Here is a 17,124-nt window from a genome sequence, read left to right as displayed (position 1 = left end):
CTTGCATGCCAGCGGCTTATGCATGCACTTATACACTGTTTTAGCGGCTAACCGCGGTTTGTTCCAGCCACGTCTCCAGCTCAAGCAGGCTGGCGCAGCTGGCCTGGGCGCTGATGCCGGCCGGCAGCACGCGCTCGAAACGGTTGATCCAGACCGCCTGCAAACCGGCTTGCTGGGCGCCGACCACGTCCAGCAACGGGTCGTCGCCGACATACACCGCTTGTTCCGGCGCCACGTTCAGCGCTGCGCAAGCCGCATGGAAAATGCTGGGATCGGGTTTGGCGCAGCCGAAGCTGTGGGCTGCGATCGATGCCTGGAAATGCTCGGCCAGGCCGATTTTGCCGAGATCGGCGAAACCGTTCGAGACCGTACCCAGCGGCAGGCGCCGGCTGAGCCGCACCAAGGCCGGCTGGACGTCGGCGAACGGCGTCACCGCGTGGCGCGCTTCGGAAAATACCGCCATCGCCGCATCCACTTTGCCGGCGTCTTCGCCGACGCTGTTGAAAGCAATCGTCAGCGCCGCATGGCGCAGCCGCCACAGGTCGAACTTGAACACCGGGTTGCTCGCCACCAGCGCCATGCGCTGCTGGCGCAGGCTCTCGATGGTGAACTCGCGGGCGACCGCGGGAGCATTCTGGCGCAGCCAGTCGAACAGCAGCTGTTCGGCGCGCGCGATCACCGGCACGATCGGCCACAGCGTATCGTCGAGGTCGAACAGCACCGCTTTGACGGCGGGCGATTTGCCGGGCCGGGAACCAGGGAAGATAGCTGAATTATTCGTCAGGGCCATGTGCGTATCCTTCATTGCAAGCCTAAATTATGGTCTAATCGCCAGCATGTGGCCTATAAAATTACCTTCTCAAGCGGTTTTGCTAGAACCTATGCCGAAAACCATTGCGATCGTCGGCAAGTATTTCGCCGCCGGCATTTCCGAGTCGCTGACTGAAATCGCCGATTTCCTGCAAGGACGCGGCCACCATGTGGTGCTGGAGACCGAGACTGCGCAGAACGTCGCGCTGCCGATCGCCGCGATGACGCCGGCGCAGATCGGCCAGCAGGCTGACGCCGCGATCATTGTCGGCGGCGACGGCACCATGCTGGGCATTGCGCGCCAGCTGGCGCCTTACGATGTGCCTTTGATCGGCATCAACCAGGGCCGCCTCGGTTTCATCACCGATATCTCGCTGGAGCGCATGTTGCCGGTGCTGGGCGAAATGCTGGACGGTAAGGTCGAATCGGAACGGCGCAGCCTGTTGCAAGGGTCGGTCATGCGCGACGGCCAGCAGATCTTCAGCGCGCTGGCGTTCAACGACGTGGTGGTGGCGCGCGGCGCCGGCTCGGGCATGGCGGAACTGATGGTCGAGGTCGACGGCCGCTTCATGTACAACCAGCGTTCCGACGGCCTGATCGTGGCGACGCCGACCGGCTCGACCGCGTATTCCCTGTCCGCCGGCGGGCCTTTGCTGCATCCCTCGCTGGGCGGCATCGTGCTCGTGCCGATTGCGCCGCATGCGCTGTCGAACCGGCCTATCGTGGTCCCGGACAGCAGCGAAATCGTGATTGAAATCGTCAACGGCCGCGACATGAGCGCCAATTTCGACATGCAGTCGCTGGCCAGCCTGCAGCATGGCGACCGCATCCTGATACGGCGCTCCGAACATACCATCACCTTTTTGCATCCGGCCGGCTGGAGTTATTACGACACCTTGCGGCAAAAGCTGCACTGGAACGAATATCCGTCGGCGGAAGGGCAGCTCAAGTAAGCCGCCGCCGATTTTGTTATGCTGGCCGACATTGCCTGGCGCTGCCAGGCCAGCGTTGTATTTACACCTATTTCGAGCCCTCCCATGCTGCGCACACTTTCCATCCGCGATTTTGTCATTGTCGATGCCATCGAGCTTGAGTTCGCCGCCGGCTTTACCGTATTCACCGGCGAAACCGGCGCCGGCAAATCCATCCTGATCGATGCCCTGGCGCTGGCGCTGGGCGGCCGCGGCGACGCCAGCGTGGTGCGCGAAGGCGCGGCCAAGGCGGACGTGACGGCGGAGTTCGCGCTGGCCGGCGAGACCGATGGCGAAGTCGGCGGCTGGCTGGCGCAGAACGAATTCGCCAGCGAAGACGGCGTGATCCTGATGCGGCGCGTGATCGACAACGCCGGCCGTTCCAAGGCGTTCATCAACGGCGTGGCGGCAACCGCGGGACAACTGCGCGAGCTGGGCGAAATGCTGGTCGACATCCACGGCCAGCATGCGCACCAGTCTTTGCTGAAAAGCGACGCCCAGCGGCTGTTGCTGGATGGACAAGCCGGCTTGCAGGACGACCTGCTGGCAGTGGCCGGCGCCTTCAAAAGCTGGCGTTCGCTGGCGCGCCAGCGCGAAGAATTTGAAACCAACGCCAAGAACGTGCTGCTGGAACGGGAACGCCTGGAGTGGCAGGTCGGCGAACTGGAAAAGCTGGCGGTCAAGCCGGGCGAATGGGATGAGATCACCAACGAGCACAGCCGCCTGTCGCATGCCGCCAGCCTGATCGAAGGGGCGCAGGAAGCGCTCAGCGTGATTTCCGAAAACGACGCCAACGACAGCCCGCCGATGTTGTCGCAGCTGTCGGCGCTGAACCAGAAGATCGGCAAGCTGGTCGATGTCGACAGCAGCCTCAAGCCGGTGCTGGAAGCGCTGGAGCCGGCGCGCATCCAGCTGCAGGAGGCGGTCTACGCGCTGAACGATTACCTGAGCCGGGTCGAGCTCGATCCGGCGCGCCTGCACCAGGTCGAAGACCGGATGGAAGCGATCCATTCGGCCGGCCGCAAATTCCGGCTGGCGCCGGACGAACTGCCGCAGGAGCTGGAAACCTTGTCGCAGCAGCTGCGCCAGCTGGCCGACGCCAGCGATCTCGACGCCATGAAGGCGCAGGAAGAAAAGCTGAAAGCAACCTACCTGGCGTTGGCGCAAAAGCTGTCAAAAGCACGGACCAAGGCGGCCCAGGCGCTGGGCTCGGCGGTGACTGCGGCGATGCAGGATTTGAGCATGAGCGGCGGCCGTTTTGCGGTTGCGCTCAATCCTTGCGAGGCAGCCAGCTATGGCGTCGAGCAGGTGGAGTTCCTGGTGGCGGGTCATGCCGGCGTGGCGCCGCGGCCCTTGGCCAAAGTCGCCTCGGGCGGCGAGCTGGCGCGGATAGCGTTGGCGATTTCGGTGATTACTTCCAGTTCGACCGCGACGCCGACCTTGATTTTCGATGAAGTCGACAGCGGCATCGGCGGTGGCGTGGCGGAAGTGGTCGGACGCTTGCTGAAACGCCTGGGACAGGATCGCCAGGTGCTGTGCGTCACCCACTTGCCTCAGGTTGCGAGCCAGGCCAACCAGCACTTCCAGGTCAGCAAGCAAAGCCAGGGCAACAAGACGGTGTCGGCGATCGACGGCCTCGACGCCAAGAACCGGATCGAAGAAATCGCCCGCATGCTCGGCGGCCTTGAGATTACCGCAACCACGCGCAAGCATGCGCGTGAACTGCTGGCGCTCTAACCCTGTTTCCTGGATCTGTTCGCATGGCATTCCGTAAAGAACCTCCGTTCACTCATGGCAAGGCCGGCAAGACCGCAATCCTGCTGGTCAACCTGGGCACGCCGGATGCGCCTACCACCAAGGCGGTGCGCAGCTACCTGAAGCAATTCCTGTCCGATCCGCGAGTGGTGGAAATACCGCGGGCGCTCTGGTGGCTGATTTTGCATTGCGTGATCCTGCCGTTCCGCTCCAGCAAGTCGGCGCATAAATATGCTTCCATCTGGAGCAACGAAGGCTCGCCGCTGAAAGTCCACACCAGCAAACAGGCGATCCTGTTGCGCGGTTACTTGGGACAACGCGGCCATCAAGTGCAGGTAGCCTATGCGATGCGTTACGGTTCGCCTTCGATACCGGAAGTGCTGGGGCAGTTGAAAGTCGACGGCTGCGAACGGATCCTGGTCTTGCCCGCGTATCCGCAATATTCGGCGACCACCACGGCATCGATCTATGACGCGGTATTTGCGCACTACGCGCAGGTGCGCAATGTCCCCGAACTGCGTTTCATCAAGCATTACCACGATCACGAAGCTTATATCCAGGCGCTGAAGGAGTCGGTGCTGGCTTACTGGGCGATGCACGGCACGCCCGACAAGCTGATCATGAGTTTCCATGGCGTACCCAAGCGCACCCTGCTGCTGGGCGACCCTTATCATTGCGAATGCCAGAAAACCGCGCGCCTGCTGGCGCAGCAGCTAGGACTCGGGCCCGAGCAGTATCAATTGACCTTCCAGTCGCGCTTCGGCAAGGCCGAATGGCTGCAGCCGTACACCGCGCCGACCCTGCAAAAGCTGGCAAAGCAGGGCGTCGGCCGGGTTGATGTGATGTGCCCGGGTTTCACCAGCGATTGCCTGGAGACGTTGGAAGAAATTGCGATAGAGGCGAAACAGGATTTCCTGAGGGCGGGCGGCAAGGAGTTCCACTTCATCGCCTGCCTGAACCAGGCGCCGGCCTGGATAGCAGGCATGGCTTCGCTGGCCGAGGAGCACCTGATCGGCTGGCCTACCACAGAGAGTGAGCGGGAAGAATTGAAGCAGCAGGCTGAAGCGTCGCGGCAACAGGCAATGCGCCTGGGCGCCAGCCAATAAAGCGGCCTGGCCGGTCTGGAAATTTTGAGTGTTTTGCGCCGCTGCGGCCAGGCACAACTATAATGAGCGCCCGATACCGGGTGCTAATGGATGGTTATTGCTTGTTTTGCAAGTTGCAAAGGCGAATAGCCAAAGTCAATATAATGCGATCAGTTGCGAATAGCTGATCCAGCTTGCTGCAAGCAAAATATAAACGACCAGGAATGCGGAAATTAACGGCAGTTTCACGATATTTCCTTTTTTGTTTGTTGGGACAGGGCAACATTCATCTGTTTGAGCCCACACCTGCAGCTTAGTTCCAATGCCGCGTTGCAGCAAACCTTGGCTGGTAAATCTTGTTTCAAATTGTTGCCGGGTTTGATCATTTCCCGGCGATTGAATCGCGGCTCGCAGCCAAATCAGGGCGCATTTTTTTTAACCCTTGAAAAAGTAAGGGCATAGCCTCATTTGGCTTCCTATACTTAGTAAGTTATTGATTGTTGGAGATTTTTGAATGGAACACATGGAAAATCAGAACGAACAGGCGCAAACGGAAAAGACCCCGGTTGCCGAAGATGCAACGGTAATTCCCGAAACGACGCTGGAAACCCAGTTGTCGGAAGCGCAAGCCAAGATCGCTGAAATGCAGGATGCTTTCCTGCGCGCCAAGGCTGAGTCGGAAAACGTTCGCCGCCGCGCTCAGGAAGATATTGCCCGTGCTCACAAATTTGCGATCGAAGGTTTTGCCGAGGCGCTGGTGCCGGTCAAGGACAACCTGGAAATGGCGCTGAAGATCGAAACGCCGTCGCTGGAGTCGCTCAAGGAAGGCGTGGAAATGACGCTGAAACAGCTGTCTTCCGCCTTCGAAAGAAACCGCCTGACGGAAATCTCGCCGCAAGTCGGCGACAAGCTCGATCCGATGAAACACCAGGCAATTTCGACCGTTCCGGCGGAGCAGGAAGCCAATACCGTGGTGACTGTGCTGCAGAAGGGCTACGCCATCGCCGACCGCTTGCTGCGGCCTGCGCTGGTCGTCGTGGCGCAAGGAAAATAGAAAAAACGCCAGGAATAAGCGTGCCAGCGCTTGAAAGCGCCGCTTTTCTCCCTATATTCAGACCATCAAAACATTAACCAGATATTCAGTAAAGGACACACACCATGGGTAAAATTATCGGCATTGACTTGGGTACCACCAATTCTTGCGTTTCGGTCATTGAAGGCGGCCAGCCGAAAGTGATCGAAAACTCGGAAGGTGCGCGCACCACGCCTTCCATCATCGCTTATCAAGAAGACGGCGAAATCCTGGTCGGCGCTCCAGCCAAGCGCCAGGCGGTCACCAATCCGACCAACACGCTGTATGCAACCAAGCGCCTGATCGGCCGCAAATTCGACGAAAAAGAAGTGCAGAAAGACATCGCGCTGATGCCTTACAAGATCATCAAGGCCGACAACGGCGATGCATGGGTCCAGGTGCGCGAGCAGAAACTGGCGCCGCCGCAAATCTCGGCGGAAGTGCTGCGCAAGATGAAAAAGACTGCCGAAGACTACCTCGGCGAAGAAGTGACCGAAGCCGTGATCACGGTGCCGGCTTACTTTAACGACGCACAGCGCCAAGCCACCAAGGACGCCGGCCGTATCGCCGGCCTGGACGTCAAGCGCATCATCAACGAGCCGACCGCGGCTGCGCTGGCATTCGGCCTGGACAAGGCGGAAAAGGGCGACCGCAAGATTGCCGTGTATGACCTGGGCGGCGGCACCTTTGACGTTTCGATCATCGAAATCGCCGATGTCGATGGCGAAAAGCAGTTTGAAGTGCTGTCCACCAATGGCGACACTTTCCTCGGCGGCGAAGATTTCGACCAGCGCATCATCGACTACATCCTGGACGAGTTCAAGAAGATCAACGGCATCGACCTGGGCAAGGATGCGATTGCACTGCAACGCATCAAGGCATCGGCCGAACGCGCCAAGATCGAGCTGTCGTCCTCGCAACAGACAGAAATCAACGAACCGTACATCGCCATGGCGAACGGCGCGCCTATCCACCTGAACCTGAAGATGACCCGCGCCAAGCTGGAATCGCTGGTGGAAGAGCTGATTGCCAAGACCATCGAGCCTTGCCGCATCGCCATCAAGGACGCCGGCGTCAAGGTTTCCGACATCGACGACATCATCCTGGTCGGCGGCATGACCCGCATGCCTAAGGTGCAGGAAAAGGTGAAGGAATTCTTCGGCAAGGATCCACGCAAGGACGTCAATCCGGATGAAGCGGTTGCCGTCGGCGCCGCGATCCAGGGTTCGGTCTTGTCGGGCGACCGCAAGGACTTGCTGCTGCTGGACGTGACGCCGCTGTCGCTGGGTATCGAAACCATGGGCGGCGTGATGACCAAGATGATCCAGAAGAACACCACCATTCCGACCAAGTTCAGCCAGGTGTTCTCGACCGCCGACGACAACCAGCCGGCCGTGACCATCAAGGTGTTCCAGGGTGAGCGCGAAATGGCTGCCGGCAACAAGGGCCTGGGTGAATTCAACCTGGAAGGCATTCCGCCGGCAGCGCGCGGCACGCCGCAGATCGAAGTGACCTTCGACATCGACGCCAACGGCATTTTGCACGTAGGCGCCAAGGACAAGGCTACCGGCAAGGAAAACAAGATCACCATCAAGGCTAACTCCGGCCTGACCGAAGAAGAGATCCAGAAAATGGTGCGCGACGCCGAGGCGAATGCCGAAGAAGACAAGCGCCTGAAGGCAGTGGCTGAAGCCCATAACCAGGGCGATGCGCTGGTCCATTCGACCAAGAAGTCGCTGGCGGAATACGGCGACAAGCTGGAAGCCGGCGAAAAGGCCAGCATCGAAGCAGCGATCAAGGAACTGGAAGAAGCGTTGAAGGGCAGCGACAAGGCTGCCATCGACAACAAGACCGCTGCCTTGACCACTGCCGCGCAAAAGCTCGGCGAAAAGATGTACGCTGACATGCAGGCGCAGCAAGCTGCCGCCGGCGGCGCTGAAGCCGGCGCAGCAGGTGCGGAAGCCAAGCCGAAAGAAGACGACGTGGTCGACGCCGATTTCAAGGAAGTGAAAGACAAGTAAGATCTTCGTCAGCGCCGGTTTGCCGCTTTATATCGGCGAACCGGCGCGAAGATGCGCCGGGCAGATGCTATTGCAGCTCTGTTCGGCGTTTTCGCTTAAACAACTGGGTGCAAAAAGATGGCGAAGCGTGATTTTTACGAAATATTGGGTGTTGCGAAAAACGCTACTGATGACGAAATCAAGAAGGCGTACCGCAAGCTCGCAATGAAGCATCATCCGGACCGCAATCCGGACAGCAAAGGTGCGGAAGAGAAATTCAAAGAGGCGAAAGAAGCCTACGAAATGCTGGCCGATCCGCAAAAGCGCGAGGCCTACGACCGTTACGGCCATGCCGGGGTCGACCCTAACATGGGCGGCGGCGGTGGCGGCGGCGGTTTTGCCGACGCCTTTGGCGATATCTTCGGCGACATCTTCGGCGGCGGCGGTGGCCGCGGCGGCCGTGGCGGCGGACCGCAGGTATACCGCGGCGCCGACTTGCGCTACAACCTCGAAATCACGCTGGAACAAGCGGCGCACGGTTTCGACACCACTATCCGGGTGCCAAGCTGGGACGAGTGCGAGCCCTGCCACGGTAGCGGCGCCAAACCCGGCACCGAGCCGATCACCTGTCCAACCTGCGGCGGCCACGGCCAGGTCAGGATGCAGCAAGGTTTCTTCAGCATCCAGCAGACTTGCCCGAAATGCCACGGCAGCGGCAAGATCATTCCGGAGCCATGCCCATCCTGCGCCGGCGCAGGACGCATCAAGCGCAACAAGACGCTGGAAGTGAAGATCCCGGCCGGGATCGACGACGGCATGCGGATCCGCTCTTCCGGCAACGGCGAGCCAGGCATGAACGGCGGACCGACCGGCGACCTGTACGTGGAAATCCACATCAAGCCGCATGCGGTGTTCCAGCGCGAAGGCGACGACCTCCATTGCGAAATGCCGATCTCGTTCGCCAAAGCCGCCCTGGGCGGTGAAATCGAAGTGCCTACATTGAACGGCAAGGCTTCCTTCACGATTCCCGACGGCACCCAGTCCGGCAAGACTTTCCGCCTGCGCAGCAAGGGCATCAAGGGTGTGCGCTCGGGTTATGCCGGCGACCTGTTCTGCCATGTCGTGGTCGAGACCCCAGTCAAACTGAACGACCGCCAGAAAGCGCTGCTGCAGGAATTCGAGCAGCTGACCAGCGAAGGCGGCGCCAAGCACAGTCCGCAGAGCAAGTCCTGGAAAGACAAGGTCAAAGAGTTCTTCGAGTAAGCAGGACTACCCTTAGCCTCGCGAAAGCCGCCAACCGTACAAGGTTGGCGGCTTTTTTCATGGCGGCTCCCATAGGCATGGGCGCGCTGCCCAATCATCGTTAACAAATTCTTTATTGCATAATTTTGTCCAGCTCACTATTCTGTATAGGGTAATAATAAAACGATCGTTCTTTTATTTGCGGTCGATACAAACTCAAACTCCATATACAAACATAGGGGGAGACATGAAGATAGTTGCTCGTTTGAAGCGTGCAGGGGCTTGCGCCTGCGTGTTGTCTGCGTTGTTCCTGGCGCAGGGTGCATTTGCGGTAGACGTGGCCGGCGTCAAGATCGAAGAAACCGCCAAGGTCGGCAACCAGGACCTGAAGCTCAACGGCGCCGGGATCCGCTATAAGGTCATTTTCAAGGTCTATACCGCTGCCTTATATTTGTCCGACAAGAAAACCACGGTGCCGGACGTACTGGCAGCGCCGGGCGCGCGCCGGATCGAACTGGTGATGCTGCGCGACGTCAGCAGCGAAGATTTCAGCCGTGCTTTCATGAGCGGCATCCAGAACAATGTGGACAAGGCGGACAAGTCGAAGATCGTCAACCAGCTGCTGAAATTCGGCGAACTGTTTGCCTCGATCCCGGAGCTGAAAAAAGGCGATGTGATGACCACCGACTGGATTCCAGGCGTCGGCACGCAGATCCACTTCAACGGCAAGCCGGTATCGGAGACGCTGCCTGACCTGGTGTTCTACAACGCTCTGCTGAAAATCTGGCTGGGCGAGAAACCGGCGGACAGCAAGCTGAAGCTCTTGTTGCTGGGCCAGACAGGATAGGTTGCGCCAAAGGGAATGCTGCATATCGGATAAAAGCCGATGGCGATATCCAACTTTCTATAAAATAAGGCCCAGGATGTCGCGCATGTGTTGCAAAAACACTATGCAGATGGAACTTTATTGAATAGAAAACGATGACAGCAAACAACAAGCAATCCCTGACCCGAGAAGACCTTTTCCAGAGAAACCGCGAGTGGGCGGCGGCAATTACCGCCCGCGATCCGGAATTTTTCAAAAAACTGGCGTCGCAGCAGGCGCCGGAGTATTTCTGGATCGGGTGTTCCGACAGCAGGGTGCCGGCAAATGAATTGCTGGGCTTGCTGCCGGGTGAGCTGTTCGTTCACCGCAACATCGCCAACGTGGTCGCGCACAGCGACCTGAACTGTTTGTCGGTGCTGCAGTTTGCGGTAGACGTTCTGAAGGTCAAGCACGTTTTTGTGGTCGGCCATTACGGCTGCTCCGGCGTCCATGCGGCGCTGACCAAGCGTCGTGTCGGGTTGGCTGACAACTGGCTGCGCCACGTTGAAGACGTGCACCAGAAGCATGAACGCTACCTGGGCGAAGCCTTGCCGGAAACCGTGCGCCACGACCGCCTGTGTGAACTGAATTCGATGGAGCAGGTCGCCAACATCTGCCGCACCACCATCGTCCAGGACGCCTGGGACCGCGGCCAGCCGCTGACCATCCATAGCTGGGTGTATGGCGTGCGCGACGGCCTGTTGCGCGACCTGGAAGTGACAGTCAGCTGCATGTCCGACCTGGAAAAGGGCATGGCGGCCAGCTTGAAGCGCTACGAAGATTAAAGCCGCCTGAGTTTGCCTGGCGCCTGGCAATCATCGGACAAAAAAAAGACGACCAATCAACGGTCGTCTTTTTCTTTTGGGGCAGGCCGTACCGCAGTTACACCACGATAGTCTGCGCTTCGCCTTCGGCGCGGGCGCGGATTTCGCCGATCCGGTAGACGGTTTCGCCCGCGGCTTGCAGTTGCGCGACGGCAGCGTCGGCGTTTTCCTTGGCGACGATGACAGTCATGCCGATGCCGCAGTTGAAGACGCGATGCATTTCTGCGTCAGCCACCTTGCCATGCTGCTGCAGCCAGGTGAACAGCGGCGGCATGGTCCAGCTGTCGCTGTGCAACGCGGCGGTCAGGTTGTCCTGCAGTACGCGCGGAATGTTTTCCACCAGGCCGCCGCCGGTGATGTGCACCATGCCCTTGACTTCCATCGACTCCATCAGCGCCAGCAACGGCTTGACGTAGATGCGGGTAGGCTCCATCAGCACGTCGGCCAGCTTGCGGCCGTGGAAGTCTGCATCCAGGTCGGGCTGGGCGACTTCGATGATCTTGCGCACCAGCGAATAGCCGTTGGAGTGCGCGCCGGAGGACGCCAGGCCCAGCACTACGTCGCCCGGGGTGATTTTGGTGCCGTCGATCAGTTTCGATTTTTCCACCGCGCCGACCGCGAAGCCGGCCAGGTCGTATTCGCCGTCCGGGTACATGGTCGGCATTTCAGCGGTTTCGCCGCCGATCAGGGCGCAGCCTGCCAGCTCGCAACCTTTGGCGATGCCCTTGATGACGTCGGTGGCGCTAGGCACGTCAAGCTTGCCGCACGCGAAATAATCCAGGAAAAACAGCGGCTCGGCGCCTTGCACCAGGATGTCGTTGACGCTCATCGCCACCAGGTCGATGCCGACCGTATCGTGGCGCTTCAGGTGGAAAGCCAGCTTCAGCTTGGTGCCGACGCCGTCGGTGCCCGACACCAGCACCGGCTCCTTGAATTTCTTGCTGATTTCGAACAGGGCGCCGAAACCGCCGATGCCGCCCATCACGCCTTCGCGCATGGTGCGCTTTGCAAAGGGTTTGATGGCCTCGACCAGGGCGTCGCCGGCGTCGATATCAACACCGGCATCGCGGTAAGAGAGAGGAACGTTGGACACGTTTGAAGTGGAAGTCATGATGTGATTGGCGGCAGAGGCGGTAAAATAGGGGGAATTCGGCCACGCACCTGAGATTCAGCGCTGCATCAGCGTTGCCTGTCAGGTCAAATAACCGGCCAAAAACAGCCAAACAAGAGGTAAATCAGTGGAGAATACGGCTTTCCCACGGGTTTTGTCTTGTTTTCAGCTTGTTTTTAACTTTCCAATCGCTTGGTTTCGGCCAGGTTATTGCGCGGTAAAAGCGGTATTTTATCAAACCGATCCATCAAACTTTCGATTCCATGCCATTTTCTTTTACCGACGAACAAAAACAAACCGCATTATGGCTAGGACTGGGCCTGTTGCTGATAGCGCTGATGGTGGCCTTGGGACCGATCCTGACGCCTTTCATCGCCTCCGCCATCCTCGCCTACGCGCTCAATCCCGGGGTTGACTGGCTGGCGCGCAGGAAGATCGGCAAGTTTCCCTTTCCGCGCGCGCTGGCGGTGCTGATCGTGATACTGCTGCTGGTGTTCGCGATCCTGGCGGTGATCCTGATCGTGGTGCCGGTGTTGCGCAAAGAGTTTCCCTTGCTGCAAGACCAGATCCCCAATTTCCTCAACAAGCTGGACGGCGTGATCGGCCCGCACCTGCAGGATTTCGGCATCAATGTACGGCTGGACGGCACCGGCATCAAAGAGATGCTGACCAAGCAGCTGGCCACCAGCGGCGACGAGATCTGGACCTCGGTGCTGGCTTCGGTCAAGGTCGGCGGCACCGCGGTGCTGGGCTGGCTCGCCACCATCCTGCTGGTGCCGGTTGTGCTGTTCTACCTGCTGCAGGACTGGCATGCGATCGTCGCGCGCGCGAGCCGGCTGGTGCCGCGCCGCTGGCAAGGCAAGATCGGCAACATGACGCAGGAGGTAGACAGCCTGCTGGCGCAGTATTTGCGCGGCCAATTGCTGGTAATGTTGGTTCTGGCGATTTATTATTCGACCGGGCTGGCGATCGCGGGTTTTGACGTGGCGTTGCCTGTTGGCATTATTACCGGCCTGCTGGTATTCATCCCGTATGTCGGCTTCGGCCTCGGGCTGGGGCTGGCGCTGATTGCGGCGATGCTGCAGTTCAGCGGCTGGCACGGACTGATTGCAGTCGCCATCGTGTATGGCATCGGCCAGGTGCTGGAAAGTTTTATCCTGACGCCGCGCCTGGTAGGCGAGCGCATCGGCCTGCATCCGCTGGTAGTGATTTTTGCCTTGATGGCCTTCGGCCAGCTGTTCGGCTTCGTCGGCATACTGCTGGCGCTGCCGTGTTCGGCGATCATGTCGGTGGTGGTCAAGCATGTGCGCGCACATTACCTGGACAGCAGTTTTTATAATACCTAAGCAATAATGCTCTCCAATTGATTGAGTTTAAGTAACAAGTGAAGAAACAAGAATGAGGCAGCTAACGCTGGACATTACTGCGGACGAGCCGCAGACCCTGGCTACTTTCGTGGTCGGGCAGAACCAAGAAGCCTTACAGTTCTTGCAGCGTCTGGTCGCGCCATCGGCGAAATCCCTCACCGCGCCGGGCGACCGCTTCGTTTACCTGTGGGGCCAGGCCGGCGCCGGCAAGAGCCATGTGCTGCAGGCGCTGGCCAGCAGCACCAGCGCGCGCCTGATCCATGGTCCGAATAACGACGCCGGCGCCTTCATTTTTTCGCCGGATGTCGCTGGCTACCTGATCGACAACTGCGACAAATTGTCGGCCGGCGACCAGATAGAAGCCTTCAACCTGTTCAACCAGATCCGCGAGCACGGCGGCTGGCTGGTCACCAGCGGCGAACTGCCGCCGTCCGAGCTGAGCGTGCGCGAAGACCTGCGGACGCGCCTCGGCTGGGGCCTGATCTACCAGCTGCACGGTTTGAGCGATGAAGAAAAGATCGCCGCCCTGACGCACGCGGCGCAAGCGCGCGGGCTGCATCTGTCGAGCGGCGTGTTACCCTACCTGATTACGCATTTCCGGCGCGACATGCGTTCTTTGTCGGCCATGCTGGACGAGCTCGACCGCTATTCGCTGGAAACCCAGCGCCCAATAACGCTGCCCTTGCTACGCAGCTTGCTGCAACTCGAATCCGAAGATAAACAATCACTATGAACCTGGCCCTATTCGACCTTGACCATACGCTGCTGCCTGTCGATTCAGACTATGAATGGGGGCAGTTCCTGGTGCGCATCGGCGCAGTCGATCCCGATGCCTTTGAAAAGAGCAACGCCGAGTGGTTTGCCCAATACCAGGCCGGTACGCTGGATCCGGTCAAGTACCTGGAGTTCGCATTCGGCACCTTGTCGCAATTCCCGCGCAAGCAGCTTGATGCCTGGCATGAGCAGTTCATGGCGCAAGTGATCCATCCGCAGATTACCCCGGCGGCGCGCGCCTTGCTGCAGAAACACCAGGACGCCGGCGACCTGGTGGCGATCGTGACCGCCACCAACAGCTTTGTCACCGAGCCGATCGCCAAGGCCCTGGGCGTCGATTTCCTGATCGCCTCCGACCCGGAAACCACCGGCGACGGCGAGATCACCGGCAAGCTGCTGGATACGCCCACCTACGGTCCCGGCAAGGTGATCCACACCCATGCCTGGCTGGCGACCATGGACATGACGCTGGCCAGCTTCCCGCGCAGTTTTTTCTATAGCGATTCGCACAACGACCTGCCGCTGATGGCGCTGGTCACCGACCCCATCGCCACCAATCCGAACGCCCGCTTGAAAGAGCATGCAATTGCCCACGGCTGGCCCATCCTGAATTTATTCGACGCGCAATGATCAAGAAGCTGATTCGCTCCATCCTTGGGAAAAAGAAAAAAGATCCCACCCAACCGTTGGTACTCGGCCCTAAACAGCATGGCATCGATCCACAGCTGGTATCGCCGAATGCGGTAAGGGTCACCAAGACCCTGCAGGATAACGGCTTCAAGGCCTTTATCGTCGGCGGCGCGGTGCGCGACCTGCTGCTGGGCGTGAAGCCCAAGGATTTCGACGTCGCCACCAACGCCACGCCGGAACAGGTCAAGCGCCTGTTCCGGCGCGCCTTCATCATCGGCAAGCGGTTCCAGATCGTGCACGTGATGTTCGGCCAGGAACTGATCGAAGTCACCACCTTCCGCGGCGCTTCCTCCGACGGCTCGCCGAAAGATGAGCATGGCCGCGTATTGCGCGACAACACCTTCGGCGAGCAGCACGAAGATGCGGTGCGGCGCGATTTCACCATCAATGCGATGTACTACGATCCGGCCACCGAAAGCGTGCTCGACTACCACGGCGGCATCGACGATATCCGCGCCAAGACCTTGCGCATCATCGGCGAGCCGGAAGCGCGCTTCCGCGAAGACCCGGTGCGCATGCTGCGCATCGTGCGTTTCGCCGCCAAGCTCAAGTTTACGATCGACCCGGCCACCCGCGCGCCGATACCGGTGATGGCGGCGCTGATCGACAATGTGCCGGCGGCGCGGGTATTCGACGAAATGCTGAAGCTGCTGATGAGCGGCCACGCCCTGGCCTGCCTGCAGCAATTGCGCAAGGAGGGCCTGCATCACGGCTTGCTGCCTTTGCTCGACGTGGTGCTGGAGCAGCCGCTGGGCGAAAAATTCGTCACCCTGGCGCTGGCCAATACGGATGTCCGCGTGCAGCAGGGCAAGCCGGTTTCCCCCGGCTTCCTGTTTGCATCCCTGCTGTGGCACCAGGTGCTGGAAAAATGGACCGCCTACAAGGCCGCCGGCGAATTCCCTATCCCGGCGCTGCACCTGGCGGCCGACGACGTGCTGGAAGCGCAAACCGACAAGCTGGCCCTGCAGCGCAAGATCGCTTCCGACATGCGCGACATCTGGGCCATGCAGCCGCGCTTTGAGCGCCGGGTCGGCAAGGCGCCATACAAGCTGCTGGAACACCTGCGCCTGCGCGCCGGCTACGACTTCCTGCTGCTGCGTTGCGCTTCTGGCGAGATCGACGGCGAAATCGGCGAGTGGTGGACCGCCTTCATGGAGGGCGACGGCGCCGAGCGCGAACTGCTGCTGGCGCAAAAACCGAAGGTGGCAGCCGAAGCGGCTCCCGCCAAAAAGCGTGCGCGCCGGCGCGGCTCGCGCAGCGGCGCCAAGGGTGTGAATCCAGGCAGCAGCGCGGGCGGCCGCGGCAACGACGATCAAGGTGGTCAATGACCGGAATTTCTCCTGCGGCCGAAGCGGTCACTGCGTATATCGGCGTCGGCGCCAACTTGGGCGACGCCAGCGGCCAGGTCCGGCGCGCCATCCTGCAGCTCGGCAAATTGCCTGACACCAGCCTGGATGCGCAATCCAGCCTGTTTTGCACGGCGCCGCTGGATGCCGGCGGCGACGATTACACCAACGCCGTGGCGCGCATCAAAACCCGCCTGAGCGCGCATGCCTTGCTGCAAGGCTTGCAACAGATCGAACAGGATTTCGGCCGCCAGCGCCCCTATCCCAACGCCCCGCGCACGCTGGACCTGGACCTGCTGTTATATGGCCAGTCGACATTCGCCGATGCGGTGCTGACCGTACCGCATCCGCGCATGACGCAACGCGCTTTCGTCCTGATTCCGCTACTGCAGCTGGATCCCTTCGTCGTCATTCCGAAGCAGGGCCCGGCCCACCAGTTTGCCCCGCAAGTCGCGGACCAGGCCATCCGCAAGATATAAGAATCCGTTTTATGAGGGCAGCCTGCCGGATGCGCCAGCTTCTGGCACACTGATCCTTTCACGCATGCAGCACATCTCTCAAACATGAATCTAGACAGCTACAAGTACATCGTCGTCGAAGGCCCGATCGGGGTCGGCAAGACCACGCTGGTCAACAAGATCGCCATGCACCTGGGCGGCAAGGTATTGCTGGAGCAGCCGCAAGCCAATCCCTTCCTGGAAAAGTTCTACCGCGATGCGCCGCGCTATGCGTTGTCGACCCAGATGTTCTTCCTGTTCCAGCGCATCAACCAGTTGCGCGATTCGGCGCAGAACGACATGTTCGACAGTTCCGGCCACCTGGTCGCCGATTTCCTGCTGGCCAAGGATCCTATCTTCGCCCGTCTGACGCTGGCCGACGAGGAGTTGAAGCTATACCGGCAGATGTACGATCATCTGCGGCCGCAGGCAGCGACGCCGGACCTGGTGATTTACCTGCAGGCCGAGCCGGAAACCCTGATTGAGCGCATCAGGAAGCGCGGCATCGAGATGGAAGCAAGCATTTCGCCGGAGTACCTGGCGCGCCTGTGCGAAAGCTACAGCCGCTTCTTCTATCACTACGACGAAGCACCGCTGATGATCGTCAATAACGAACACCTGGACCTGGCCGGCAGCGATGCCGATTTCAGCTTGCTCTTGGCGCGCATCGACGGCATGCGCGGCAAGCGCGAATTTTTCAATCGTGGAGAATGAC

At 60.0% G+C, this 17,124-nt stretch carries 16 protein-coding genes; 14 read left to right on the top strand and 2 right to left on the bottom strand.

Annotated elements, in window-relative coordinates:
- Positions 1 to 40: 40 nt before the first annotated feature.
- Positions 41 to 790 carry an HAD family hydrolase gene (locus tag BM062_RS11515; protein WP_175500971.1) on the bottom strand — a complete coding sequence of 250 codons (750 nt, stop codon included), beginning with the start codon at positions 788 to 790 and terminating at the stop codon, positions 41 to 43.
- Between the two features lie 46 nt (positions 791 to 836).
- Between BM062_RS11515 and BM062_RS11510 the strand changes: the two genes are divergently transcribed.
- The 8 genes from BM062_RS11510 (at position 837) to can (ending at position 10,585) form a co-directional block, all read left to right on the top strand.
- Entirely contained in the window at positions 837 to 1,763 is a 927-nt protein-coding gene (locus BM062_RS11510; protein WP_092396930.1) for an NAD kinase, read from the top strand.
- 84 nt (positions 1,764 to 1,847) lie between these two features.
- A complete protein-coding gene (recN, locus tag BM062_RS11505; RefSeq protein WP_092397169.1) occupies positions 1,848 to 3,518 on the top strand; it encodes a DNA repair protein RecN in 1,671 nt (556 codons plus the stop codon).
- Positions 3,519 to 3,541: 23 nt separating this feature from the next.
- The gene (gene hemH / locus BM062_RS11500) at positions 3,542 to 4,642 is read left to right on the top strand and encodes a ferrochelatase (RefSeq protein WP_092396929.1); all 1,101 of its coding nucleotides are present in this window, start codon (positions 3,542 to 3,544) and stop codon (positions 4,640 to 4,642) included.
- Between the two features lie 493 nt (positions 4,643 to 5,135).
- On the top strand, positions 5,136 to 5,675 hold the full coding sequence (gene grpE, locus BM062_RS11495) for a nucleotide exchange factor GrpE (RefSeq protein ID WP_092396928.1): 540 nt from the start codon (positions 5,136 to 5,138) through the stop codon (positions 5,673 to 5,675).
- Positions 5,676 to 5,779: 104 nt separating this feature from the next.
- Positions 5,780 to 7,714 carry a molecular chaperone DnaK gene (dnaK, locus tag BM062_RS11490; RefSeq protein ID WP_092396927.1) on the top strand — a complete coding sequence of 645 codons (1,935 nt, stop codon included), beginning with the start codon at positions 5,780 to 5,782 and terminating at the stop codon, positions 7,712 to 7,714.
- A 117-nt stretch (positions 7,715 to 7,831) separates the two neighbouring features.
- Complete coding sequence (gene dnaJ / locus BM062_RS11485; protein ID WP_092396925.1) at positions 7,832 to 8,956, top strand: molecular chaperone DnaJ; 1,125 nt, start codon at positions 7,832 to 7,834, stop codon at positions 8,954 to 8,956.
- Positions 8,957 to 9,182: 226 nt separating this feature from the next.
- Positions 9,183 to 9,782: a chalcone isomerase family protein gene (locus BM062_RS11480; RefSeq protein ID WP_092396923.1), complete on the top strand. Its 600-nt coding sequence runs from the start codon at positions 9,183 to 9,185 to the stop codon at positions 9,780 to 9,782.
- Between the two features lie 134 nt (positions 9,783 to 9,916).
- Positions 9,917 to 10,585 (top strand): carbonate dehydratase, encoded by a 669-nt coding sequence (gene can / locus BM062_RS11475; protein WP_092396921.1) that lies wholly within the window; start codon positions 9,917 to 9,919, stop codon positions 10,583 to 10,585.
- Positions 10,586 to 10,682: 97 nt separating this feature from the next.
- Here can and purM read toward each other — a convergent pair whose 3' ends face one another.
- Positions 10,683 to 11,735: a phosphoribosylformylglycinamidine cyclo-ligase gene (gene purM, locus BM062_RS11470; protein ID WP_092396919.1), complete on the bottom strand. Its 1,053-nt coding sequence runs from the start codon at positions 11,733 to 11,735 to the stop codon at positions 10,683 to 10,685.
- Between the two features lie 263 nt (positions 11,736 to 11,998).
- Between purM and BM062_RS11465 the strand changes: the two genes are divergently transcribed.
- From BM062_RS11465 to BM062_RS11440, 6 genes are all read left to right on the top strand, one after another.
- Positions 11,999 to 13,081 carry an AI-2E family transporter gene (locus BM062_RS11465; protein WP_092396917.1) on the top strand — a complete coding sequence of 361 codons (1,083 nt, stop codon included), beginning with the start codon at positions 11,999 to 12,001 and terminating at the stop codon, positions 13,079 to 13,081.
- A gap of 52 nt (positions 13,082 to 13,133) precedes the next feature.
- Complete coding sequence (hda, locus tag BM062_RS11460) at positions 13,134 to 13,835, top strand: DnaA regulatory inactivator Hda (protein ID WP_092396915.1); 702 nt, start codon at positions 13,134 to 13,136, stop codon at positions 13,833 to 13,835.
- Positions 13,832 to 14,506 carry a histidinol-phosphatase gene (locus BM062_RS11455; RefSeq protein WP_092396913.1) on the top strand — a complete coding sequence of 225 codons (675 nt, stop codon included), beginning with the start codon at positions 13,832 to 13,834 and terminating at the stop codon, positions 14,504 to 14,506. Before hda ends, BM062_RS11455 begins: the two co-directional genes overlap by 4 nt.
- A complete protein-coding gene (gene pcnB, locus BM062_RS11450) occupies positions 14,503 to 15,894 on the top strand; it encodes a polynucleotide adenylyltransferase PcnB (protein ID WP_092396911.1) in 1,392 nt (463 codons plus the stop codon). The genes BM062_RS11455 and pcnB overlap by 4 nt, the downstream gene beginning before the upstream one ends.
- Entirely contained in the window at positions 15,891 to 16,391 is a 501-nt protein-coding gene (gene folK / locus BM062_RS11445; RefSeq protein ID WP_092396909.1) for a 2-amino-4-hydroxy-6-hydroxymethyldihydropteridine diphosphokinase, read from the top strand. Before pcnB ends, folK begins: the two co-directional genes overlap by 4 nt.
- Before the next feature lie 84 nt (positions 16,392 to 16,475).
- A complete protein-coding gene (locus tag BM062_RS11440) occupies positions 16,476 to 17,123 on the top strand; it encodes a deoxynucleoside kinase (RefSeq protein ID WP_092396907.1) in 648 nt (215 codons plus the stop codon).
- The last annotated feature ends 1 nt before the right edge of the window (position 17,124 follow it).

This window comes from Collimonas sp. OK412, from assembly GCF_900112135.1.
GTDB lineage: Bacteria > Pseudomonadota > Gammaproteobacteria > Burkholderiales > Burkholderiaceae_D > Collimonas > Collimonas rhizosphaerae.
This window is presented reverse-complemented; position numbering and strand designations above follow the sequence as displayed.

Coding starts and splice junctions, on each gene's coding strand:
- BM062_RS11515 (WP_175500971.1), bottom strand. CDS start 790: ATGGCCCTGACGAATAATTCAGCTATCTTCCCTGGTTCCCGGCCCGGC.
- BM062_RS11510 (WP_092396930.1), top strand. CDS start 837: ATGTGGCCTATAAAATTACCTTCTCAAGCGGTTTTGCTAGAACCTATG.
- recN (WP_092397169.1), top strand. CDS start 1,848: ATGCTGCGCACACTTTCCATCCGCGATTTTGTCATTGTCGATGCCATC.
- hemH (WP_092396929.1), top strand. CDS start 3,542: ATGGCATTCCGTAAAGAACCTCCGTTCACTCATGGCAAGGCCGGCAAG.
- grpE (WP_092396928.1), top strand. CDS start 5,136: ATGGAACACATGGAAAATCAGAACGAACAGGCGCAAACGGAAAAGACC.
- dnaK (WP_092396927.1), top strand. CDS start 5,780: ATGGGTAAAATTATCGGCATTGACTTGGGTACCACCAATTCTTGCGTT.
- dnaJ (WP_092396925.1), top strand. CDS start 7,832: ATGGCGAAGCGTGATTTTTACGAAATATTGGGTGTTGCGAAAAACGCT.
- BM062_RS11480 (WP_092396923.1), top strand. CDS start 9,183: ATGAAGATAGTTGCTCGTTTGAAGCGTGCAGGGGCTTGCGCCTGCGTG.
- can (WP_092396921.1), top strand. CDS start 9,917: ATGACAGCAAACAACAAGCAATCCCTGACCCGAGAAGACCTTTTCCAG.
- purM (WP_092396919.1), bottom strand. CDS start 11,735: ATGACTTCCACTTCAAACGTGTCCAACGTTCCTCTCTCTTACCGCGAT.
- BM062_RS11465 (WP_092396917.1), top strand. CDS start 11,999: ATGCCATTTTCTTTTACCGACGAACAAAAACAAACCGCATTATGGCTA.
- hda (WP_092396915.1), top strand. CDS start 13,134: ATGAGGCAGCTAACGCTGGACATTACTGCGGACGAGCCGCAGACCCTG.
- BM062_RS11455 (WP_092396913.1), top strand. CDS start 13,832: ATGAACCTGGCCCTATTCGACCTTGACCATACGCTGCTGCCTGTCGAT.
- pcnB (WP_092396911.1), top strand. CDS start 14,503: ATGATCAAGAAGCTGATTCGCTCCATCCTTGGGAAAAAGAAAAAAGAT.
- folK (WP_092396909.1), top strand. CDS start 15,891: ATGACCGGAATTTCTCCTGCGGCCGAAGCGGTCACTGCGTATATCGGC.
- BM062_RS11440 (WP_092396907.1), top strand. CDS start 16,476: ATGAATCTAGACAGCTACAAGTACATCGTCGTCGAAGGCCCGATCGGG.